Raw genomic sequence first — 22,438 nt, forward strand, 5'->3', positions numbered from 1 at the left:
TGGAGTCTGATGCCTTGGCAAGGCTGTGCCCAAGCAGCTTCTGATTGATCTTGAATCGTGTGAAGAGGCGCCCAACCAAGGCTGGGCGCCCCTTGACTCAGCCCGTATGGTGACTCTCGGCAAGTCCATAGACGTTGGTGTCGATGCCTTCGAAACGCGCTTTCAACTGCAGCGCCAGATACAGCGAATAATGCCGTGACTGGTGCAGGTTGCCACCGTGGAACCAGAGGTTGTCCTGCTGTGTTGGCTTCCACATGTTGCGCAGCTCGCCCTCGTACGGTCCAGGATCATTTGTGGTGCCAGAACCCAGGCCCCAGCAGCGGCCGACCTTGTCAGCGACTTCCTGGGAAATCAGCTTCGCCGCCCAACCATTCATTGAGCCATAGCCCGTGGCGTAGACGATCAGGTCTGCCGGGAGTCGGCTGCCGTCGTTGAGTACGACGGCATCGGCTTCGATGCGTTCGACACCCAGGCCAGGCGCGCTCTTGAGCTTGATCGTGCCATTGGCAATCAGTTCGCTGGCGCCGACGTCGATGTAGTAACCGGAACCACGGCGAACATACTTCATGAAAAGGCCAGACTCGTCGTCACCGAAATCGAGCATGAAACCTGCCTTGGCCAGGCGCTCATAGAAGTCCTTGTCACGCTCCTTGATCGCGTCAAAGATGGGTTGATGAAAGCTTGGCATCACCTTGTAGGGGATCGAGGCGAACAGCATGTCGGCCTTGTCCGTGGTCAGCCCCGTTTCCACGGCGTCTTCGGAGTAGAGCCCGCCGAAGACAAGATCCATCAGGCTGTCGGAACGCACGATGTGGGTACTGGAGCGTTGCACCATGGTCACCTCGGCGCCGTTCTCCACCAGGTCGGCGCAGATATCGTGGGCCGAATTGTTCGCACCGATGACCACCGCGCGCTTGCCGCGCCAGGCGTCTCCGCCGGGATGGCGGCTGGAATGATGCTGCTGGCCATTGAAAACCTCGGCACCCGGGTAATCTGGAACATTGGGTACGCCAGACATGCCGGTGGCGAGGATCAACTGGGTCGGCTGTAAAGTCACAGGCTCGCCATCGCGCTGCACTTCAACCTTCCAGGTGCCACTTTGCTCGTCAAAGCTGGCGCTCACGCATTCTGTACGCGGCCAATAATTGAGCTCCATGACTTTGCTGTACATTTCCAGCCAGTCGCCAATCTGGTCCTTTGGGGTGAAGACCGGCCAGTGATCGGGGAAGGGCAGGTAAGGCATATGGTCGTACCAGACCGGGTCGTGCAGGCACAGCGACTTGTAGCGACCGCGCCACTGATCGCCAGGACGCTCGGCCTTGTCGACGATCAGCGTTGGCACGCCCATTCGCTTGAGCCGCGCAGCGAGCCCCAGTCCACCCTGGCCGCCGCCCACGATCAGGCAGTAAGGTTGGGTGGTGATGCCCAGCGAAGCTTCTTCGTCACGACGGCGTTCCAGCCAGTTGCGTTTGTCGGTGTGGGCGTGACCATGATTGGCACCCATTGGACGCCGACGGCCCCTGGGTTCTTCAAAGCCCTTGAGCTCACGCATGGTCGTCAGCAGCGTCCAGCACAGGCCCTCCTTCAGACGCACGTAGCCTTTACCTCGCGCCGCCTCGGTTTCCAGGCTGATCCAGCCTTCGAGCACACCGTTATTGAGCGTCGCCTCACCTTCGAGTTTCCATTGCTCGGGACGCGTCGGGTCGAGGCGTGTTTCGAGCATGTCGCGGATGGCAGGCTGGCCTTCCAGGGTCACCAGGTTCCAGCTGAAAAGCAGCAGGTCACGCCAGTGACACTCTTGCGCAAACAGTTCCAGCGCGCCGTCCAGATCACGTTGGGCGAGACGCTCGCCGAGGTTTTCGACCCAAGCCGCGAGCTGGGCAGTTGGCGTTTGCAGAGGGGTTTCGACAGCGATGTTCATGGAGCCTCTCCCGATCTTGTTGTTGTGGTAACAATTGCCCTTGAGCAAGGCTCGGGCCATCTTCATGAAAGCCCCGTTGCAGAGCGGCTGGCGCAGTACTGTCCAGGCTGTGGCGCGTATTCATGTCACGATTTTGGGAATGGCGGATGACAGAGTGTCACCCGGTGCAAAAAGCGCTGTTTGCGATCTTTTCATATAAGCTTCGAACAGCCCCGTGTCCTGACCGTAACGGAGAACAAGAACAATGAAGCCGGCCTTGATCAACGCCCATGCACAACAAGTGCTCCAAGCCGTGCAGGGCACGCCCGCCAGCCACGACACTCCCGTCAACCTGGCAATCACACGGTCCTGGCGCCGTTGCCTGGATCAGCATCAGCTCGATCCCGCCAGCCGCCGCGCGCCTAATGTAGTGGAGCACCCACGCCTGCAGGATCACCGCGCGCCGCTGGAAAGCATCATGTCCGTGGCGCACTGGCAGATGAGCAGTTTGCACCAGCAACTCGGGCGTGACGGCCATGTGGTGCTACTCACCGATGCTCGCGGTGTGGCGATCGACAGTGTGTTCAACGACTCCGAACGCGCCGAGTTCCAGCGTGCCGGACTGTGGCTCGGTTCGGTATGGAGCGAAGATTGCGAGGGTACCAACGGTGTCGGCACCTGCCTGGTCGAGCGGCAGCACGTCACCATCCGTCGTGATGAACATTTCCGCGGCAAGCACGTCGGCCTGACGTGTTCGGCCAGCCCGATATTCGATGCGAGCGGAGAGTTGCTTGCAGTGCTCAACCTCTCTTCGGTGCGGGAGGAGCACAGTCTGGCGCAACACTTCAAGGCCATGGCGTTGACCAACCTGTCCGCCAGGTTGATCGAGAGCAGTTTTTTCCTGGGGCATGATCCGCAGCGCTACTTGCTGCGCTTTCATCCTGAGGCCGGTTTCGTTGGACTGCTGGGCGAAGGCCTGCTCGGTTTCGACGAGAGTGCCCGTATCTGCTCAGTCAATCAGGCTGCGCTGGAGCTGCTGGGTCTCAGCCGTGAGCAGGTGCTTGGACAATCGCTGACGATGCTGCTGGAAACACCCATCGATCAGGTGATGAGTCAGGCCAGCGCTCAGCCGAGTGTCTGCTGGCCAATGCGCCTGATGGATGGGCGCCTGCTCTACGGACAGTTGCGCGAACCTTTGCGCCACGAGCCTTCAGTCACGCCTGCAATTCCCAGGATCAACGACGTGCACGTGTGCCTGGAAGACCCGCGCCTGCAACGCGGCTTTGCGCGCGCATTGCGTGTTCTGGAGCGTGATGTACCGGTGTTTCTACAGGGCGAAACCGGTACCGGCAAAGAAGCTTTTGCGGCGGCGCTGCATCGCGCCAGCGCCAGGGCGGGCCAGCCGTTTGTGGCGATCAATTGCGCGGCCATTCCAGAGTCGTTGATCGAGAGCGAGCTGTTCGGCTATCGCGGCGGCAGCTTCACCGGCGCACGCAAGGACGGGATGATCGGCAAGCTGGAGCAGGCCCATGGCGGCATACTGTTTCTCGATGAGATCGCCGATATGCCACTGGCGTTACAGACTCGCCTGCTGCGTGTGCTGGAGGAACGCCAGGTGGTGCCGCTGGGCGGCGCGACGGCCCGTGCGCTCGACATACGCCTCGTCAGTGCCAGCCACCAGGATCTGCAAGCCTGTGTGGCCGAAGGGCGTTTTCGCGAAGATCTGTTCTATCGCATCGCCGGCTTCGCCGTGCAGCTCCCGCCGTTGCGTGAGCGTTCAGACAAGGGCCGTTTGCTCGACCTGTTGCTGCGCGAGGAGGCAGCAGGGGCGAGGGTTCGGCTGGAAGCGGGTGTCAGGGAGCGCTTGCTGGCGCAGCCATGGCCAGGCAATGTCCGACAGCTGCGTACGTGCCTGCGCACACTGGTGGCATTGGCGTTGGAGGGGCGTGTCACCCTGGACGACCTGGCGGAGTTGCTGCCGGCAGCGCCAGCGTCAGCCGCGCTGGCCGAAAATCCCCTTGGACTTTCCGAACGGCAGACGCTACTGAAGTTGATCGAGGCGGAACACTGGCATATCGCCCATGTTGCCGCCCGCCTGGGGATCAGTCGCAATACGCTCTATCGCAAACTGCGCCATCACGGTATTTCACGACCTGGTTGAATGCAGAGTGACTTCCTCATTTACCCTCGGCGCTACCGTGCTGTTCGCTATCCCAGGCTTCAGTGAATTCATCTATTCGATCCGCGATTTGAGGTTTCGTTGACAGGACCAGGCAGCGCGTGTTGCCGACGAATTCCTCTATCAAGTACAGCGAGTCGCCAACATCCAACTCCAATTCCTGCAACGCCTCATCAGGAATTCGAATCGCACCGTCGCCATCCCATTCCTCGATGATGATTTTCATAGGCGGCTTTCTCACGTGTGGTCTCCATTTTTTTGTCGGCAATGTAACAATCGACCCAAGGCTGACAGAAAATTATCCTGGCTGTGCATTACTGTAAAACTCACAACCCAAGCGCCGACGCTGCAAGCTTCGCCACCCCAAAGGGGATGGCCGGCTCAATGTCGTCCTCGAGCATCCAGGCTGCTGACAACCCGGTCCAGGCGAGCACCCATTGCAATAACCGGAGGCGATCGATGTCGGCGGCCTGTGTCACGATATCGATCCGGCGCGAGAAACAATCTGGCGCCAGAGCGCTTTTGCTATCGGGATTGCAGAAAATATTCGCGTAATCGAAGCCGCGCTCACCGTACAGTCCCTTGGGATCGATAGCGAGCCATCCCTTGGGTCCGAAGTCCAACACATTGCCGTGGTGGATGTCACCATGTAGTACCCTGACGTCGCGTGGCGCATCCAGGAGTTCGCGAGCGGTTTTTGCGCATTGTTCAAAGATCCCTCGGCGTGTTGCCGCTGCGCTCCACAGGGCTTCGAACCGTTGCTCCAGTGGGACCAAAGCAGGAACCGGTTTTGCGTGTGGTGCATGAAGGCGGTCGGCCACAATAGCGGAACTGAATGTCCGCTATTGGCTGTGGATTCAACCGGTCAACGCGACAGATTGGCTAAATCGTTATGAGGGCTTAGTCAACCATCACCTCGTCCAGTGCCTGCGCGAGGGTGCTGACCGTGCGCTCGATATTGTGCAGCTTTTCGAGTCCGAACAGACCGATGCGGAAGGTCTGGAAGTCGGCCGGCTCGTCGCATTGCAACGGCACTCCGGCGGCGATCTGCAGGCCATGGTTGGCAAATTTCCTGCCGTTCTTGATGTCGGCATCATCGGTGTAGCTCACCACGACGCCAGGGGCCTGGAAGCCGGCGGCGGCCACGCTTTTGAAACCTTTGCCGGTCAACATGGCGCGCACCCGATCGCCCAGCGCCTGCTGTTCGTCGCGGACCTTGTCGAAACCGTAGGCTTGCGTCTCTTTCATCACTTCGTTGAATCGCGCGAGGGAATCGCTGGGCATGGTCGCATGGTAGGCATGTCCGCCCTGTTCGTAGGCCTGCATGATCTGCAGCCACTTTTTCAGGTCGCAGGCGAAGCTGCTGCTTTGCGTCTTCTCGATGCGCGCGAGGGCCAGGGAGCTGAACATCACCAGGGCGCAGCAAGGGGAGGCGCTCCAGCCTTTCTGCGGTGCGCTGATCAGCAGGTCGACTGCGCATTTGTGCATATCGACCCAAAGCGTGCCCGAGGCGATGCAGTCCAGCACGAACAGGCCACCCACCGCGTGCACGGCGTCGCCGACGGCCCGCAGGTATTCGTCGGGCAGGATAATCCCTGATGAGGTTTCAACGTGGGGGGCGAAGACAATCTGTGGCCTCGACGCCTCAATGGCTGCCAGCACTTCGTCCAGAGGGGGTGGGGCGTAGGCCGCCTGGCGACCGGTGTCGACCGGGCGGGCTTTGAGCACCGTGGTGGCCGCCGGGATGTTGCCCATCTCAAGGATCTGGCTCCAGCGATAACTGAACCAGCCGTTGCGTATCACCAGGCATCGCTGCTCGGTGGCAAACTGACGCGCCACCGCTTCCATGCCGAATGTGCCGCTGCCCGGGACCACCGCAACACCCTGGGCGTTGTAGACCTGCTTCAGGGTCTTGGAAATGTTTTTCATCACGCCTTGAAATGACTGCGACATGTGGTTGAGCGAGCGGTCGGTGTAGACCACTGAGTACTCGACCAGTCCTTCGGGATCGATACTGGGATATAGCTTTGACATGGGTGACTCCTTTGACAGAAATCTCGGTGGTATCGACCCTGCCCTAAGCCTTGGCAAATGACAAGCGGCTCGGGATTGAATTGAGATTTCTGTCGAGCGGCTGGCATCACGGCGTTGACCAGGCTATTCAAAATACCTGGTTGCGGTGTGTCAGCATCAGTTTCACCCTGCTTTTGTAAGCAAGCTTGCCTGCGCTATTCGAAAAAACATGGTCGATGTCGACTACTCGATATTCCTCTTCCTCGGAGGCCGTTCTGCCCCAGGCAACCTCAAGGCCCAGATGATTGAAACGATCACCTATCGACACAGCCGGGAAGGGCGTTGTTGCTTCAACGCTCCAGACAGGGGCATTAGCGAAAGACTCCTCATAGACCTCGAAAGAGTACTCAATTGGCTGCGCGCTCATGAAACCTCCTACACTGGTTTGTTCACAAAATAGGCAGTCCATCAATGGATTCCCCTCCATTTGCTCATAGAGTGGCAGTGCACGAAAAAATTCAAAGCTATTTCATGTAAAGGTAAGTGATTGATTTTATTGGCCTTAACAAATCGCCTTGTTTTTTTGGCACTCAGTGAATTGGCTCGGAACAGGGAAGTACATGTCCCGTGAGCAGAACTTGGAATGAACGAGCCTTGCAAGGGTCAACTGCGAAGACCTCATCGGAAAAAATGTGATGTCCATTGCAGCCAGGATTGTTGATTACCTTCGTGAGCACAATCTTGTACTCACAACCGCAGAGTCGTGTACGGCAGGAAAAATTGTGACGCTTTTGTCGGAGATCGAGGGAAGCGGTGAGCTGATCGAAAGTGGCTATGTGGTTTATTCCCCTGAAGCCAAGCAGCGTCTATTGCGAGTCAATCCCCAGACCATCGAGACCTTCAATCTCACCAGCTGCGAGGTCGCCCGAGAGATGGCCCTGGGTGCGTTGTACGACAGCACGGCCAATGTTGCCGTGGCGACCACTGGAATACTGGGCCCGGAAGATATCGATGGTATTCCGGCAGGAACAGTCTGCTTCGCCTGGGCTTTTCAATCGGAACAGGGCCGAAGTGTGTTCAGTCATAAACATCGTTTTTTCGACACTCGTTGCCAGGTGCAGCGCCAAGCCGCCGAATACGCGTTGAAGCATTTACCGGACTTCCACCGCCGTGCACTGGCGGGTGAACGAGGGTAGGAACATGCCATGAGCGATAAAGGCAGCCACGACGACTACAAGAACCGAGACTACCCCGTTCGTGAAGACATGGCCTGTCAGATCAAGGTTTGGCGGTTCGAGCGATGCGGTTGGTACGTGTTGGTGCTGTTGGTTGTGCTGGGATTATGCGGAATGTTCTCACGCGGGCCGATGAGCTCCCGAGACGTCAAGGGCAGCGATGGCAGACTCAGAGTGCAGTACGAGGTTTTTCACCGTAACGGTTCGACCAATCCAATGGTGATCAGTGTAGTCGGCGCGCCGGATGCGATGGTCGAGCTCGAGCTCTCCGGGGCGTTACTGGATGGTTTCAGCATCGAATCAATGCTGCCGGAGCCAGGCCGCGCCAGCAGTGGCGGGGAGGGTATGAAGCTATGGCTGCAAGCGGATGCCCAAGGACGTGCGAATCTGTATATGACGTTGCGTGGTGACGGATTGGGACTGTTCAGTACCCGCGTGTTATCACCAGGCGCGGCACCTGTGGCCATGGATCAATTCATTTTCCCTTGAGGTGATATATGGATTCGGTATTGCGTGCCTTCGCGATGTATCTGGTGTTGATGGTGCTGTTCAAGATCGCCGGCAGGCGTTCACTGGCGGAACTGACGACATTCGATTTTGTGTTGTTGATGATCATTGGCGAAGCCACGCAGCAGGCATTGCTGGGGGATGACTTTTCCCTGACAAATTCTGTCCTGGTGATCGTCACGTTGATCGCCATCGATGTCGGCCTTTCACTGCTCAAGCAGCGCTCGGGCTGGGTGTCAAAACTCATTGATGGCGGTCCTACCATCATCGTTGAAAACGGAAAGCTTTTAAGTAAGCGCCTACGACATGCCCGGCTGGTCGAAGCAGATGTGATGGAAGCGGCCCGCTCAAGCCAAGGCATAGAAACCATTGACCAGATCAAGTTTGCGATCCTGGAGCGTAACGGCAAGATTTCTGTCATCCCGTTAGAGCGTTGAGGGCATGGACACCGTTGATTCGGCGCTGATGGCTGCGCGTGCTCAGTTTGCGATCACCATAAGCTTTCATATCGTGTTGGCTGCACTCACCATCGGGCTGGCCAATTTTTTGATGGTGCTGGAAGGTCTCTGGCTGTGGCGCGGGCAAAAAATCTATCTGGATGTTTACCTCTACTGGCTCAAGATATTCGCGCTCAATGTGGCGGTGGGCACGGCGTCGGGTCTGATTCTGGAGTACCAGTTCGGACTTAACTGGTCGCGCCTGTCCACCCAGGCAGGCGATATCCTGGGCCCGTTGATGTTCTACGAAGTGCTTGCCGCTTTTTTCCTGGAGGCGGGCTTCCTGGGCATCATGCTGTTTGGCCTGAAGAAGGTCGGCCCTCGTCTGCATTTCTTCGCCACCTGTGCGGTTGCCGTGGGCTCATTGATTAGCGCGTTCTGGATCCTGTCGGCCAACTCCTGGATGCAGACGCCCGCCGGTTACACCCTGGGCCCTGATGGCCGCTTCATGGCCGAGGACTGGTGGGCGATCATTTTCAATCCATCGTTTCCCTATCGGCTGGCCCACATGACGCTGGCGGCATTTCTCGGCACCGCCACCCTGGTGGCCGGTATCAGCGCCTGGCAACTGATGCGGCAGCCGGAAAACCCTAGAGCACGCCTTCAGTTTTCCATGGCGTTGTGGATGATCGTCGTACTCTCACCTCTGCAAATCCTGGTGGGCGATTTGCATGGGCAACACAGTCTCAAGGTCCAACCTCTGAAGGTTGCTGCTATTGAAGGCTCGTGGACGCGTCCGCCTGACGGCGCGGGTGAACCGTTGCGACTGTTTGCCATTCCCGACATGACCGAACGTCGTAATCATTGGGAAGTGGCGATTCCTCGTGTTGGCTCTTTGTACCTGCGGCACGATCTGACGGGCACCATCGCCGCGCTGGACGAATTCCCTCCCGAAAACATTCCGCCGGTGCCGATTGTGTTTTTCGCGTTTCGGTTCATGGTGGGTCTGGGGCTGTTGATGGTGGGGCAGGGGCTGACCAGTTTGGTGTTGCGCTGGCGCCATAGGGTGTACACCGCGCGTTGGATGCTGCGCGGGTGTGTGCTGATGGCCCCGGCTGGATTCCTCGCGATGCTTTGTGGCTGGGTAGTGACAGAGGTAGGTCGCCAGCCTTTCACCGTCTATGGCTTGCTGCGCACAGCTGACAGCCTGTCGTCGGTGTCGCGCCAGCAGGTGATAGGCGCGACGTGGACGATCCTGGTGTTTTACCTGCTGATCTTCGGTATCGGTCTCTGGGTGCTGTTGCGAATTTTGCGCGAGCCACCGCGAAAGGGTGAAGCCGGGCCGCAACCGACGCTGGCAGACGAGACAGGGCAATCCTGAGGAGCGCAATCCATGCCGGACACTGATTGGATCGTTCTGCTTTCTGCCGCGGCCCTGGCCTTCTCGGTGATGAACTATGTGCTGCTCGACGGCACTGATCTGGGCGTCGGGGTGCTGATGGGCCTTACGCCTTGCGGTAAGGATCGACGGGCGATGGCCGTGACAATCTTGCCGATCTGGGATGCCAACGAAACGTGGCTGGTGCTGGGAGGAGGCGGTCTGCTGGCGTTGTTCCCATTGGCTTACGCCATCCTGCTTCCGGCGCTTTATTGGCCATTTATCTTGATGTTTCTGGCGCTGATTCTTCGCGCCGTTGCGTTGGAATTTCGTGATTACGCCCGCAGCGATGGCCTCAAGCGCCTGGTCGATGGATTACTGTCGTGCGGTTCATTGCTGGCCGGCGGGACACAGGGAATCATCTTGGGAACCCTCGTACAAGGTGTGCCGAATCATGGCGGCCAATACAGTGGTGATGGCGCGGAGTGGCTCAACGTGTTCCCACTGTTCTGTGGTGCAGTACTCGTGGTGGGGTATACATGGTTGGGGGCTTGCTGGCTCTATTGGCGCACCGTAGGGGAACTCCAGAGGCGATCCAGCTTGCAGGCGAAGAGGCTGGCGGCCGTCACCATCGTGTTGTTGAGCCTGTTGGTGGCCTGGACGGCGACTTTGGATACTCGCTATGCACAACGGCTGGCAGATCCCCTGGTGTGGATGCCGGCCATGACGCTGCTGGTTGCACTGCCGATTGGTTTTGTCCTGGGGTTTCGAAGCTGTCGTCATTTTCTGCCACTGTTCTGTGCATTGGGCGTTTTCATAGTGGCGTTTGCATTGATGATCGCGGCGCTCTTTCCAATGATCGTGCCGCCGCAGCTGACCTTGCAGGCGGCTGCCTCAAGCCCCAACAGCCAGATCTTCATGCTGGTCGGTTTCGCGGTGCTGATCCCGGTAACGCTCATCTACAACACCTATGGCTTCAGCGTCTTTAGCGGGAAGGTTCGAGTTCAACGCGACTGACTGACATCCGGCAGAACTTCGATCTGCACCCGAGTGTCCAGACCCTTACACGTTCCGACGGGATGTTCTGTCGGAAATGCTCGATGCACGGGTTGAAGGCGAGGAACGACATGACGACGACAGTGGGCGACTTTCTGATTGAACGGCTTAGCGAATGGGGTGTGACCCGGATCTTTGGTTATCCAGGTGATGGCATCAATGGCGTGTTCGGAGCGCTGAGCCGGGCCAAGGGGAAGATTGAATTCGTTCAGGCCAGGCATGAGGAAATGGCTGCCTTCATGGCGTCGGCGCATGCCAAGTTCACCGGTGAGTTGGGCGTGTGCATTGCCACTTCGGGCCCTGGCGCATCGCACTTGATCACTGGGCTTTACGACGCCCGGATGGATCACATGCCAGTGCTGGCCATCGTCGGCCAGCAGGCGCGCACGGCGCTGGGCAGCCATTACCAGCAAGAGCTGGATTTGTTGTCGATGTTCAAGGATGTCGCCGGAGCCTTTGTCCAGCAGGCTTCGGCGCCGGCGCAAATACGGCACTTGATCGATCGGGCCGTGCGCACTGCCATCGGTTTACGGCGCGTGACGGCAATCATTCTGCCCAATGATGTGCAAGATCTTGAGTATGAGGCGCCGGCCCGTGCCCATGGCACGGCGCATTCGGGCGTTGGTTACAGCAAGCCGAGAGTGGTGCCTTACGAGGCGGACCTGCAGCGAGCGGCAGACGTTTTGAACGCGGGTCAAAAGGTCGCGATCCTGGTTGGGGCCGGCGCACTGCAGGCCACCGATCAAGTGATTGCGGTGGCGGAGAAGCTTGGCGCCGGTGTGGCGAAGGCGTTGCTCGGTAAAGCCGCACTGCCCGACGATTTACCCTGGGTCACCGGCAGTATCGGTTTGCTCGGCACCGAGCCCAGTTACAAGCTGATGAGCGAATGCGACGCCTTGCTGATGATCGGCTCGGGCTTCCCGTATTCCGAGTTCTTGCCCAAAGAAGGGCAGGCGCACGGCGTGCAGATCGACTTGCAACCGGACATGCTCAGCTTGCGTTATCCCATGGAGGTCAACCTGGTGGGCGATGCTGCAGAAACACTTGCTGCATTGCTGCCGTTGCTCGAACAGAAAACCGAACGCAAATGGCGCAAAAAAGTCGAAGGCTGGCGCGGTAGTTGGGAGAAGACCCTGGAAAAACGCGCCATGGTCAAAGCCAAACCGATCAATCCACAACGGGTGGTCTACGAGCTGTCACCTCGTTTGCCGGAGCGGGCGATCATCACCAGCGACTCCGGTTCGTGCGCCAACTGGTATGCCCGCGATCTGAAAATTCGTCGCGGCATGAAGTGCTCGCTTTCCGGCGGATTGGCCTCAATGGGCGCAGCGGTGCCCTATGCGATTGCGGCGAAGTTTGCGTTTCCCGAACGCACGGTGATTGCGCTGGTGGGTGATGGTGCCATGCAGATGAACAACATGGCCGAGCTGATCACCGTCGCCAAATACTGGCAACAGTGGGAAAGCCCAAAATGGATCTGTGCGGTGTTCAACAACGAGGACCTCAATCAGGTCACCTGGGAGCAACGGGTGATGGAGGGGGATCCGAAGTTCGAGGCATCGCAAAGCATTCCAGACGTGCCGTACCACCTGTTCGCCATTTCGATTGGGCTGAAAGGAATTTTCGTAGACCGCGAGGAAGACGTCGCCGCCGCCTGGGAACAGGCGCTGGCCTCGGATGTTCCGGTGCTGATCGAGTTCAAGACCGATCCCGACGTGCCGCCGTTGCCGCCACACATCAAGCTCGAACAGGCGAAAAAGTTTGCCACGACGTTGCTCAAGGGTGACCCGAACGAGGCCGGGGTGATCTTGCAAACCGCCAAGCAGGTATTGGGAGCGGTGCTACCGCACAAGAAATAAGAGGCGCCTGCTGGAGCGAGCGGAGGGAAATACCTTGGAATACGCCGATTTGCTGCAATGGCCCGCGATGATTGTGACAGTGATCTCGGCCTGGTTCATTGGTTCGCAACGACCACGTCGGCGGATGATCGCCTTTTGGGGCTTCATCGTGAGCAATGTTTTGTGGGTTGTTTGGGGGCTACACTCCAACGCTCAGGCGTTGATCGTCCTTGAGTGTGTACTCCTGGGCATGAATGCCCGAGGGTTCAGAAAGAATCTTTACGGCTCCCGAACGTCCCGGGAACACTAGTTATACTGGCCTTTATAGTTCTTTTTAAACCCGCGAAGGTTCATGAGGAAGAGGCAAATCTGCAGGACGATCAGCGCGTAGGCGTGTGCATACAGGCCCCAAATCACCCACAACACATTGCTTAAGCTGAAACAAACGAACCCGATCATTCGCCTTTTTGGCTGCTGAGATCCGATCAGCCATGCGGCCAGCACAGTGACAACCATCGCCGGCCATTGAACCCAATCAAGATAGGCCAAACGCCTTACCTCCTTCTGAATGCCATCCCGTAGCGATTAGGATCCCGATACTCCCGGCACATCCATGTTTATCTTGCGCCAGGCAGCCTCGGAAAAGCTGTAAGCCGAAAAGGCAATCAAACCAAATGCCATCACCATCAGGATCAAAACCCCGGCTGGCAGGTTCTGGAGCGCATCAAGGGCCTCCTTCATGCCTGGAGGATCAGCGGTTTTATAACGGGAGCCGCTGATTGCCAGCAGCAGGGCTATCTCGATAAACACCACGCCTCGGGCTATGAGTCCGAAACGAGCCACCGGTCGTACGTAGCGCATCACGTCCTCATCAGCCTCAAAATACTTCTCGAACGAGGCCTTCCATCCCTTGATGATGTGAGCAATGCCTACGCCGAGTGGGACCAGCGCCACGAGGTAGACCAGCACGTTTGAGTGATCCCAGGACAAAAGATGGGCCAGTAGATCCGATGTCTCGCCACCTGCGGAATTGCCTGAGCTTCTGACGCCGCTGATGAGCAGGCCCAATGCAAAAAACGCAAGAGCGCCGTTGATCAAACCTCCCGCCAACAATCCTGCACGAATCACCAACCCCTTGAGCTTCGAACCGTGATGATCGACGTCGCGAATGGCTTGCAATATTCGCCACCCGGCGAAAGCGATCAGGCCCGCCACCACCAGTCCTACCAGCACATAACCGAAAGGCTGGCTTAACAACGCTTCCAGGCTTTTGTGACTGTCCTTGGGTTTTGTCGAGTCTTGAGCCGCCAGCAGAGCGAAGATACCTATGATCAGATACAGGACGCCCCGAGCGGCATATCCGCCCCGAGCGAGTACGACAAGGGTGTGTTGAGCGGACATTGGATTATTCCGAGGAGGTATACAGGATCAGACCTTTCGCTTCGGGAGGGGTTCGATAAACCGACTCGTTTCGACGATGTTGACCCGACGCCTCGCCAGCAGGCTGGCTCCCACAGTGTGATCTTCAGCGTACGCAAGTCCTGCAGCCACCACAGATCCCTGTGGGAGCTAGCTTGCTGGGGATGAGGCCATCAGCTTCAACATCCAGGTTGACTGACCCGACGCCATCGCCAGCAGGCTGGCTCCCACAGTGTGATCTACAGCGTACGCAAGTCCTGCAGCCACCACAGATCCCTGTGGGAGCTAGCCTGCTGGCGATGAGGCCATCAGCTTCAACATCCTGGTTGACTGACCCGACGCGATCGCCAGCAGGCTGGCTCCCACAGTGTGATCTTCAGCGTACGCAAGTCCTGCAGCCACCACAGATCTCTGTGGGAGCTAGCCTGCTGGCGATGAGGGCATCAGCTTTAACATCCAGGTTGACTGACCCGACGCGATCGCCAGCAGGCTGGCTCCCACAGTGTGATCTACAGCGTACGCAAGTCCTGCAGCCACCACAGATCCCTGTGGGAGCTAGCCTGCTGGCGATGAGGGCATCAGCTTCAACATCCAGGTTGACTGACCCGACGCGATCGCCAGCAGGCTGGCTCCCTCAGTGTGATCTTCAGCGTACGCAAGTCCTGCAGCCACCACAGATCCCTGTGGGAGCTAGCTGGCGATGAGGGCATCAGCTTCAACATCCAGGTTGAGTGACCAGCGGGGTGGGGCAGGCGGGGGCAAATCAATGCTCCCACCCTTTTCAGGGAGTACTGCTCGACGCATTCGCTCCTTACCGTTTGACAGCACTTCATTGGCTGGCAACGGATGCCGATTCTCCCGGCAACGTTGCAAGCGGTCCATCCAAACCACAGATGAGCTCGAGCGCGACCTGCAAACCGCGCGGGCCCAATGGGATCACATGTCCAATAACCTTGAATTATCCATAGAAGATGGCCTGGCGACCCTGACATTGATGCGAGCCGAGCGTAAGAATGCACTCACTGGGCAGATGGCCGATGAGTTACGCGAAGTGCTGGTGAGCCTTCGCACCAATCCAGAGGTCAAGGCGTTGTTGTTGACGGGCGCCGGTAGCGATTTCTGTTCGGGTGCCGACGTCAGCAAGATGGGTGACGGCTTCGCAGCGATCGATGTTCTCCAGCGCATGGATCATTACAACCGCTTGCTTGGCGAATTGGCGAACTTCGATCGACCCGTGATCGCAGCGGTCGATGGCGTCGCATTCGGTGCCGGCTTCAGCCTGGCGCTGGCCGCAGATTTTGTGATCGCTTCGCAACGCGCACGCTTCTGCATGGCCTTTGCCCGGATCGGCCTGGTCCCGGATATGGGCGCATCCTATACCTTGCCGCGCATCGTTGGCCTGCCCAAGGCCAGGGAAATTATCTATTCCGCGCGCGAAGTTTGCGCGCAAGAGGCACTGGCGCTGGGTATTGCCCTTGAAGTGCATCCCGCCGACCGGTTTCGCGCCCGCGCAGAAGAACTGGCGCGCAGCATGAGCAATCTGTCGACGGTCGCGTTTGGCCTGACTAAACGCTTGCTGTCGCGCTCCTTCGAGGTTGACCTGGCGGCGCAGCTGGATGCCGAAACGAACGCCCAGGCCGTGGCAATGAGTTCGCCGTATGTCCAGCAAGCCGCCGCACGGTTCATGCGCAAAGAACCGGCACTGTATCAATGGCCGGTCGCGAAGTGAGCGTGTGAGGGGCATTGCCCGTCGCCGGGCAATGCCTGTTGTCAGAACTGGCGCTGTGTCAGTCCTGCCCAGAAGCCCTTGCCACCGGCCGCTATCGCCGCTTGGCCGAGGACTTCAGCCCACTGCGAATCGCTGCCGAATTCATCGCGCCACGACCACAGGCGCCGGGTGCTGAAATGCAGGGTGTGCTCGTGGGTGAAGCCGATGGCGCCATGAACCTGATGCGCAATCGAGGTAGCCAGGGTGGCGGCCTCGCCGGCGCAGACTTTGGCCACCGCTACATCGAACGCGAGGCTGCTACGGCACCCGGGTTCGGCCTGCAAGGCGTCGCAAGCGCTGCGCAACGCCACTTGAGTCGCCATGCGCGCGGCACCAATGGCACCGGCCATCTGCGCCAATTGCTGCTGGATCGCCTGGAATTTACCGATGGCCTTGCCGAACTGGACGCGCTCGTTGGCGTAGCTGACAGCCTTGTCCAGGCTCGACTCCAATGCACCGACCAACGCGCAAGCTCGGATCAATGCACCAAACACCCAGACAGGTTCCTGCACATCCGCTATCTGCAATTGGCCGCTGGTGTGAACGCGAGCGTTGGCGAAGTGCAGGGTATCGCGCTCTTCGCCGGCAAAATTGCTGCCGGCCTCCAGGCTGACATTGGCCTGACGCAGGTCCACCAGCGCAACTTGTCCCGTGCCATCGGCTACCACGGCCCAGCGACAGCTGCGGGCCCACGGCACATTGAATGTGCGGCCGTCGAGATGGCCATCCGCAGACAAGGCCAGCTCACCGAGGCGACCGTTCTGAATCAGCGTGATGGGCTCTTCGGGCACTTGCAGGCCAGCTCGGGCCAGCAGCATCGAAGCGAGCATGGTTTCGCTCAACGGCAGGGGTGCGTTCCAGTAACCAATGGCCCGCAGTACCGGACTGACTTCCAGCCAACTGGCCGCGCTGCCCCCGGCTTCTTCGGCCATCAAGGCGCCAGGCAGGCCTTGCTCGACCACCTGTTGCCACAACGCTGTCGCGGCGTGCCCGGCATCGAAACGGGCCAGCACCTCAGAGGTGATCTGTTCGGCGAACAGGCGCTCGACGCTGTCGGCGATGATCGATTGCAATTGCGATGGAGCGCTGTCGTCCGGCGCTTGATAGTGGGTGGCCTGGTTCATCGCAGTCCTAATCCTCTGGCAATGATGCCGCGAAGAATTTCGCGGGTGCCGCCACGCAGGGAAAACGACGGGGCGGTCTGGGTCAGGTAACGCATCACCTGGTCAAGTCGGGAACCGGGTTGGCGGGTGCCGCCAAACAGGTCATGGGCAAGGTCGGGCAGGGATTGTTCGAGCAAGGCACCCTGGTCCTTGACCAGCGCTGCCGGGGTCGCCGGGTTGTCGCCACGGGCGAGCATGCCGGCGACGCCCAGCGACATCTGCCGCAGCACCGCGTAGCGCGCGGCAACTCGGCCGAGGCTGACGCTGTGGCGCGAGTTCTGTGGATCGGCGGCGTCAAGCATTTCCAGGTACAACTGGGTGCTGCTCAGGTAGCGTTCCGGGCCGCTGCGTTCGAGCGCCAGTTCGGCACCGACCTGCTTCCAGCCATCGCCAGGCTGACCGATGACGAAGTCGTCGGGAACAAACACGTCATCGAGGAACACTTCGTTGAAGTCGTGCTCACCCAGCATGTTGTAGATCGGGCGAACCGTGACGCCGGGGGCGCGCATGTCGATCAACAGTTGCGACAGGCCCCCATGGCGATTGCTGTCATCCCTGGGCCCGGTTCGCAGGAGGGTGACCATGTAGTGGCAGCGGTGGGCACCGGTGGTCCAGACCTTGCTGCCGTTGACGATCCAGCCGCCTTCGGTCTTGACCGCCCGGGTCTGGACCGACGCCAGGTCGGAGCCGACATTCGGCTCGCTCATGCCAATGCAGAACAGCAGCTCGCCGCGTGCGATGGCCGGCATCAGCCGTGGCGCCAGCACATCCGGGGAAAACTTCATCAGCAGCGGACCCGATTGACGCTCGGCGATCCAGTGCGCATTGACCGGCGCGCCAGCGGCGAGCAGCTCCTCAAGCACCACATAACGCTCCAGGGCACTGCGTTCGTGGCCGCCATAGCGCTTGGGCCAAGTCATGCCCAGCCATCCGCGCTCGCCCAGCTTGCGGCTGAATTCAGGGTCGGCGCCATTCCAGTTTTTCGCCCGTTCGTGGGCCGGGTAGTCCTTTAGTGCCTCGGCGATGAATTCGCGCACTTCGGTCCGTAAAGCCAGGGTTTTGGCGTCCAATTGACAGGGACGGATATCGAGTGCCTGCATGGCTTTTCGCTCATGTGGAAAGTGGTTGATGGTCTTGTTTTTCTTACTTGCTGAACGCCCAACAAGTAAATAAGCTAACAGCAACCTTGGCAGCGAATCAAGCCGCTGCCACCCTTGAAAACCGCCAAGACCCGGAGCTTTCATGTCGACCGATACCTCCTTTACCCCCGGCCGCGGCCTGACACTGGGCCTTGAAGGCCATGTCGCGACCCTCGATTTCAATCGTCCGCCACTGAATTTTTTCGATGCCGAACTGATCAATGACCTGGCCGACGCCCTGCAATATCTCGATGACTTGCCGCAGTGCCGGGTGGTCGTGCTACAGGCTGAAGGCAAGGTGTTTTGCGCCGGCGCTGATTTCTCTGGCGCCGACCAGCGCGACCCGCAATACCCGCGCCGTGTCTACAAGTCGGCCGTGCGCCTGTTTCGCAATCGCAAGCCGCTGATCTGTGTGGTCGAGGGCGCCGCGATCGGCGGAGGCCTGGGCTTGGCGCTGGTCGCGGACTTTCGCGTCACCAGCGAAAAAGCGCGGTTCTCGGCCAATTTCAACCGGCTGGGCATTCATCAAGGCTTCGGGATTTCGGTTACCATGCCGCGTCTGGTCGGCCCGCAAATGGCCTCGCTGCTGATCGCCACCGGACGCCGCATCGATGGCCGTGAAGCGGTGCGAATCGGTTTGGCCGATGTGTTGGCAGAGCCGGGCACGGAGCGGCAAAAGGCTCGTGAGCTAGCCGAGGAAATCGCCGCGTCGGCACCGGGCGCGGTCATGTCCAGTCGCGAAACCCTGCGCATGGGCCTGGCCGATGCGGTTGACCGGATTATCGATCGCGAGGCGTCCGAGCAGGAATGGCAGATCGTCAGCGCCGATTTTGCCGAAGGCACCCGCGCCATGGCGGAACGTCGCACGCCCGTGTTTACAGGACAGTAAGGAATTGCCCGATGGAACCCGTTGAAAAAACCACCCAGCCGACGTCGCGGCGCACTCAACTGGAGCGTCGCGCCGAAGCCGAACAGCGGCTGCTGATCGCTGCCCGACAAATCGTCGCGCGCAAGGGTTGGGTCGGCATGACGCTATCGGAGGTGGGCGAGGAGGCGGGCTACAGCCGTGGTCTGGCGACTCACCATTTCGGCAACAAGGCCGGTCTGCTGCGTGCCCTGGCGGGTTTCGTCAATTCGACATTCATGGAACTGGTGCAGGCCCGGTCGCCGCAGTGGCGCCCGGGGATAGATGCGCTCAAGGGATTTGTCAGTGTCTATCTGGCGCGCCCGGACGGCGACTGGGTCAATACCCGTGCGCTGTTGGCCCTGATGTCGGAGGCCGTGACCCAGGACTCGGAAACCGTGCAGGTCCTCGCCGAGTACAACCTCTCGGTGCAAAAGCATCTGGCGCGCTACATCAGCGAAGGCATCGATAAGGGCGAGATCCGCCCGGACGTGGACCCCATGACGGGGGCCTTGCTGTTCCTGGGCGTTTTGCGCGGCATGATGCTCCAGATCCTGCTGAACCCATCGGCCGTTGACCTGGAGTTAGTGCACACGCAGATGTTGGCCTTTATCGAGCATGCATTGGCGAATACCTTGCGTACCCCCTTGTAGGAGCGAGCTTGCTCCGGGCGGCGCTCCGACGAAAAGCGCGCAAGCGACTCGGTCATTCAGACAATACGCGTCATCGTTGGCGCGTTCAGTCCAGCAGGCCCTGGGCCCGGGCGATCGATACCGCTTCGGTACGACCACCGGCACCGAGTTTGCTGTTGATCTTGCGCAAGTGTGATTTCACCGTCAGCTCTGAGAGAAACATCTTTTCGGCGATTTCCCGGTTGCGGTAACCCAGCGCCAGCAAGCGCACCACCTGCAGTTCACGGTTCGAGAGGTTGGTTTGTGCCTCGTCTTCGCGCTTGGGCTCGGCTTTCTTGCTGCTGCTCTCACCCTGCAACAACTGGGCGACGAAGCCTGGGCGAATACCCAACGCCTCTTCCTGGCCATGAAAGGTCACCGACCAACGCTCCAGCACAGCCGCCAACGGTGCGCCTTCATCGAGAAAGGTGCGGATAAACCCGACGTGGCTGGCCAAGCGCAAGGCTGCCGTCAAATGTTCAAGCGCCTCTTTGTGCTGTTTCGCGCCGTCGAGTGCGAGGATCAGCAACAAACGCAGCTTCAAGGCCCGACGATGCTGGTGTCGTTGAAGTGCTTGATCCATGGCCTGACGCAAGGTTTCGACGCAAGCGGTATCACCTTGCGCGATACGCAGGCGCTGACGCGCGATGAAAGGCGTGTCGACGTCATTGGCGCTCAATGTCACGCCCGGTTGTTCCCAGTCACTCAGCTGCTCGGCGGCGCGCATCGCGTGATCGGCGGTATCCAGGCGATTTTCCAGGGTGGCGACACGCGCTCGTTCCAGCCAGGTCGAACAGAGGATGCGCGTAGAACCGGCCAACTGGCCCAACTGATCGAGGTCGGCCAGATAACGCATCCAGGCCGGACGGTCGCCGTGCAGGTAGGCGAGGCGGGCCAATAGCACATGGGTGCTGATCAACGAATCCGGTGCCGCGTGTTCCCGGGCATAGGGCAGCAACTCCGTGAGTCGTCGTCGTGCTTCATCGACCGCGTCCGTTTCGTAGAGCACCACGCAATGGATGGTTTGCAGGACCGGATACCCCACCGGTGGCGTACCCGCCAGGGTCTCGCGACTGCGGCGCATGGCCGTGTCCGCGCGGGTCAGGGCGCTGTCGAGTTGCCCCTGGGTCAGGTCGAGCATCGCTTGCAGCGCATCGGTGACATCGCGCAGGTAGGTCGACTCCTGTTGAGCCTCGCGCAGCCCGGCACTGCCGAGCTTTTTGCGCGCTTCGTCGAAGTGGCCGGTGTAGAACAGCGAGCAGATTTGCACAAACGCCGTGACTCGATACTGCAATTTGTCCCCGGGGCCTAGCTGCAACAACAGCTCGGTAGCCGCCACCAGGGCTTCATCGACACGGTCGCCGATCAACAGCAACAGTGGGTGAACATAGTGGTGCTCTGCCGCCAGCGCCGGGTTTTCCAGGACCTGCAATGCGTCCTTGTGGCGACGCGCATGCAGCAGTGCCCAGGCGTAGGCAATGCCCAGGCGAGGATGCACATCGCGGATCTCCACGGGAATGCGCGAAAGCCAGCGCATCAACAGGCTGGCATGGCCGTTTTCCACCAGTTCGTCGATGTGCAGCACCAGTTGCGTGGCAGCTTCGTCAACGGCGTGGGCGGTGAACAGATGTTCAAGGGCTTCTACCGGCCGCTCTTTGGCGAAGTACCAACTCGCGGCCTTTTGATGCTGCTGCTCGAACTGGCCCGGGTGTCGCTTGAGGGTTTGCAGGAGAAAATCGGCGAACAGCGGGTGATAGCGAAACCATTGGCGCTGGTCGTCCGTTGCAATCACGAACAGGTTGGCCCGCTCCAGTGCCTCGATCATCGACTGGCTGTCGTGGCGACCTGTGACGGCATCGCACAAGGCTGGACAGAATCGTGTCAGGACGCTGGTCTCTAACAGGAATTGCTGCAATTGCCCGGTTTGCCGGGCCAGCACGTCTTCGCCGAAATACTCCGCCAATGCCGGGTTCGAACCGTTGTAGGAGGCGATGAACGCGGCAGGATCGCCGTGTCTTTGCAAGGACAGGGTGGCCAGGAAAATCCCGGAAATCCAGCCTTCGGTGCGCTCGTGCAGGTTGTCGATATCGGCCAGGTCCAAGGGCAATTGGCGCTTTTGCAAGATGTAGGTGGCGGTCTCGTCAGCGCTCAGGCACAGCGAATCGGTGCCGATCTCCAACAGTTCGCCCCGGGCGCGCAATCGGCCCAGATTGATGTCCGGGGTGGTACGCGATGCGATGGCCAGGGTCGCGCCCATGGGTAACGCCTTGAGCAGCTGCTGGATAAATTCGAGGGCCGGCGGGTGATCAAGGACTTCGAATTCGTCCATCAGCAGGGTGAACGCCCCATTGCTCGCGGCGATGTGCTCGAGCAGCCAATGCTCACGTTGCGCCGGACTGCTGTCGGCCGGGGGGGTGTCGCCAGCCTCGATCAAGCCGATATCGCGCAGGCCGGTGAGCAGTACCTGGGTCAAGCGCTGCGGATCATTGTCCAAGGCGTCGAGGTTGCACCACAACACGCGCCGGCCTTCGGCCAGGCAACGTTCGCGGTATTGCTGCAACAGCGTGGTCTTGCCGTAGCCGGGGCCAGCACTGATCAGGACAAGCCGCAAACCATCCCGGGGTTGCAGCTGGTCAAGCAAGGTCGAACGTTCCAATTGACCCGACAGGTTGGCCGGCGCGAGGAATTTACCCGCGCGAATGGGCGGCGTTGCTCCCTGTGCTGGTTCGTTGGAACTATGTTCAAAACCTTCCATGCATCCTACCTTTGGTTGTCGTCGCGCCGGTGCGGCCCTTTCTAGTATCGCCTGTCATGAGCGACACCCGATTCAT

The 22,438-nt window shown here is 59.6% G+C and carries 20 protein-coding genes; 10 read left to right on the forward strand and 10 right to left on the reverse strand.

Going from position 1 to position 22,438, the window contains the following annotated elements; translation table 11 throughout:
* Positions 1 to 97: 97 nt before the first annotated feature.
* Positions 98 to 1,921, reverse strand: coding sequence for an NAD(P)/FAD-dependent oxidoreductase (locus ACM6I6_RS15840; RefSeq protein ID WP_406590730.1), 1,824 nt, complete (start codon positions 1,919 to 1,921; stop codon positions 98 to 100).
* A 244-nt stretch (positions 1,922 to 2,165) separates the two neighbouring features.
* On the opposite strand from ACM6I6_RS15840, the gene ACM6I6_RS15845 reads away from it, so the two are divergent.
* Positions 2,166 to 4,061: a sigma-54-dependent Fis family transcriptional regulator gene (locus ACM6I6_RS15845; protein WP_274075278.1), complete on the forward strand. Its 1,896-nt coding sequence runs from the start codon at positions 2,166 to 2,168 to the stop codon at positions 4,059 to 4,061.
* 16 nt (positions 4,062 to 4,077) lie between these two features.
* Here the strand turns inward: ACM6I6_RS15845 and ACM6I6_RS15850 are convergent, their stop codons facing one another.
* The 4 genes from ACM6I6_RS15850 to ACM6I6_RS15865 all read right to left on the reverse strand — a co-directional run bounded on the left by ACM6I6_RS15850 (position 4,078) and on the right by ACM6I6_RS15865 (position 6,519).
* Complete coding sequence (locus ACM6I6_RS15850; RefSeq protein WP_274075277.1) at positions 4,078 to 4,305, reverse strand: AbrB/MazE/SpoVT family DNA-binding domain-containing protein; 228 nt, start codon at positions 4,303 to 4,305, stop codon at positions 4,078 to 4,080.
* Between the two features lie 100 nt (positions 4,306 to 4,405).
* Positions 4,406 to 4,900: an aminoglycoside phosphotransferase family protein gene (locus ACM6I6_RS15855; RefSeq protein ID WP_274075276.1), complete on the reverse strand. Its 495-nt coding sequence runs from the start codon at positions 4,898 to 4,900 to the stop codon at positions 4,406 to 4,408.
* A 79-nt stretch (positions 4,901 to 4,979) separates the two neighbouring features.
* Positions 4,980 to 6,113, reverse strand: coding sequence for an aminotransferase class V-fold PLP-dependent enzyme (locus ACM6I6_RS15860; RefSeq protein ID WP_414920201.1), 1,134 nt, complete (start codon positions 6,111 to 6,113; stop codon positions 4,980 to 4,982).
* Between the two features lie 127 nt (positions 6,114 to 6,240).
* Complete coding sequence (locus tag ACM6I6_RS15865) at positions 6,241 to 6,519, reverse strand: hypothetical protein (RefSeq protein ID WP_323609215.1); 279 nt, start codon at positions 6,517 to 6,519, stop codon at positions 6,241 to 6,243.
* A 268-nt stretch (positions 6,520 to 6,787) separates the two neighbouring features.
* On the opposite strand from ACM6I6_RS15865, the gene ACM6I6_RS15870 reads away from it, so the two are divergent.
* The 6 genes from ACM6I6_RS15870 to ACM6I6_RS15895 all read left to right on the forward strand — a co-directional run bounded on the left by ACM6I6_RS15870 (position 6,788) and on the right by ACM6I6_RS15895 (position 12,564).
* Positions 6,788 to 7,288 carry a CinA family protein gene (locus ACM6I6_RS15870; protein ID WP_274075273.1) on the forward strand — a complete coding sequence of 167 codons (501 nt, stop codon included), beginning with the start codon at positions 6,788 to 6,790 and terminating at the stop codon, positions 7,286 to 7,288.
* 9 nt (positions 7,289 to 7,297) lie between these two features.
* Positions 7,298 to 7,816: a hypothetical protein gene (locus tag ACM6I6_RS15875; protein ID WP_274075272.1), complete on the forward strand. Its 519-nt coding sequence runs from the start codon at positions 7,298 to 7,300 to the stop codon at positions 7,814 to 7,816.
* Positions 7,817 to 7,824: 8 nt separating this feature from the next.
* Positions 7,825 to 8,271, forward strand: coding sequence for a DUF421 domain-containing protein (locus tag ACM6I6_RS15880; RefSeq protein WP_274075271.1), 447 nt, complete (start codon positions 7,825 to 7,827; stop codon positions 8,269 to 8,271).
* Positions 8,272 to 8,275: 4 nt separating this feature from the next.
* Positions 8,276 to 9,652: a cytochrome ubiquinol oxidase subunit I gene (locus ACM6I6_RS15885; RefSeq protein WP_414920202.1), complete on the forward strand. Its 1,377-nt coding sequence runs from the start codon at positions 8,276 to 8,278 to the stop codon at positions 9,650 to 9,652.
* A 12-nt stretch (positions 9,653 to 9,664) separates the two neighbouring features.
* Positions 9,665 to 10,666, forward strand: a complete 1,002-nt coding sequence (gene cydB / locus ACM6I6_RS15890; RefSeq protein WP_414920203.1) for a cytochrome d ubiquinol oxidase subunit II — start codon at positions 9,665 to 9,667, stop codon at positions 10,664 to 10,666.
* A 110-nt stretch (positions 10,667 to 10,776) separates the two neighbouring features.
* Positions 10,777 to 12,564, forward strand: coding sequence for a thiamine pyrophosphate-requiring protein (locus ACM6I6_RS15895; RefSeq protein ID WP_414920204.1), 1,788 nt, complete (start codon positions 10,777 to 10,779; stop codon positions 12,562 to 12,564).
* A gap of 285 nt (positions 12,565 to 12,849) precedes the next feature.
* On the opposite strand, the gene ACM6I6_RS15900 is transcribed toward ACM6I6_RS15895, so the two are convergent.
* Together ACM6I6_RS15900 and ACM6I6_RS15905 are read right to left on the reverse strand one after the other, a co-directional pair.
* Positions 12,850 to 13,092, reverse strand: coding sequence for a hypothetical protein (locus ACM6I6_RS15900; protein WP_323609208.1), 243 nt, complete (start codon positions 13,090 to 13,092; stop codon positions 12,850 to 12,852).
* Positions 13,093 to 13,128: 36 nt separating this feature from the next.
* Positions 13,129 to 13,944 (reverse strand): DUF1206 domain-containing protein, encoded by an 816-nt coding sequence (locus ACM6I6_RS15905; protein WP_414920205.1) that lies wholly within the window; start codon positions 13,942 to 13,944, stop codon positions 13,129 to 13,131.
* 784 nt (positions 13,945 to 14,728) lie between these two features.
* Between ACM6I6_RS15905 and ACM6I6_RS15910 the strand changes: the two genes are divergently transcribed.
* On the forward strand, positions 14,729 to 15,691 hold the full coding sequence (locus ACM6I6_RS15910; RefSeq protein ID WP_414920206.1) for an enoyl-CoA hydratase/isomerase family protein: 963 nt from the start codon (positions 14,729 to 14,731) through the stop codon (positions 15,689 to 15,691).
* 41 nt (positions 15,692 to 15,732) lie between these two features.
* Here ACM6I6_RS15910 and ACM6I6_RS15915 read toward each other — a convergent pair whose 3' ends face one another.
* Both ACM6I6_RS15915 and ACM6I6_RS15920 read right to left on the reverse strand, forming a co-directional pair.
* Positions 15,733 to 16,854 (reverse strand): acyl-CoA dehydrogenase family protein, encoded by a 1,122-nt coding sequence (locus tag ACM6I6_RS15915; protein WP_414920207.1) that lies wholly within the window; start codon positions 16,852 to 16,854, stop codon positions 15,733 to 15,735.
* The gene (locus tag ACM6I6_RS15920) at positions 16,851 to 17,993 is read right to left on the reverse strand and encodes an acyl-CoA dehydrogenase family protein (protein WP_414920208.1); all 1,143 of its coding nucleotides are present in this window, start codon (positions 17,991 to 17,993) and stop codon (positions 16,851 to 16,853) included. The genes ACM6I6_RS15915 and ACM6I6_RS15920 overlap by 4 nt, the downstream gene beginning before the upstream one ends.
* A gap of 142 nt (positions 17,994 to 18,135) precedes the next feature.
* On the opposite strand from ACM6I6_RS15920, the gene ACM6I6_RS15925 reads away from it, so the two are divergent.
* On the forward strand, positions 18,136 to 18,921 hold the full coding sequence (locus tag ACM6I6_RS15925; protein WP_274075261.1) for an enoyl-CoA hydratase/isomerase family protein: 786 nt from the start codon (positions 18,136 to 18,138) through the stop codon (positions 18,919 to 18,921).
* Positions 18,922 to 18,932: 11 nt separating this feature from the next.
* Positions 18,933 to 19,589 carry a TetR/AcrR family transcriptional regulator gene (locus ACM6I6_RS15930; RefSeq protein ID WP_274075260.1) on the forward strand — a complete coding sequence of 219 codons (657 nt, stop codon included), beginning with the start codon at positions 18,933 to 18,935 and terminating at the stop codon, positions 19,587 to 19,589.
* A gap of 85 nt (positions 19,590 to 19,674) precedes the next feature.
* On the opposite strand, the gene ACM6I6_RS15935 is transcribed toward ACM6I6_RS15930, so the two are convergent.
* Positions 19,675 to 22,362 carry a LuxR C-terminal-related transcriptional regulator gene (locus ACM6I6_RS15935; protein ID WP_414920209.1) on the reverse strand — a complete coding sequence of 896 codons (2,688 nt, stop codon included), beginning with the start codon at positions 22,360 to 22,362 and terminating at the stop codon, positions 19,675 to 19,677.
* Positions 22,363 to 22,438: the final 76 nt, after the last annotated feature.

This window comes from Pseudomonas sp. IT-P218 (assembly GCF_949767605.1).
GTDB lineage: Bacteria > Pseudomonadota > Gammaproteobacteria > Pseudomonadales > Pseudomonadaceae > Aquipseudomonas > Aquipseudomonas putida_AE.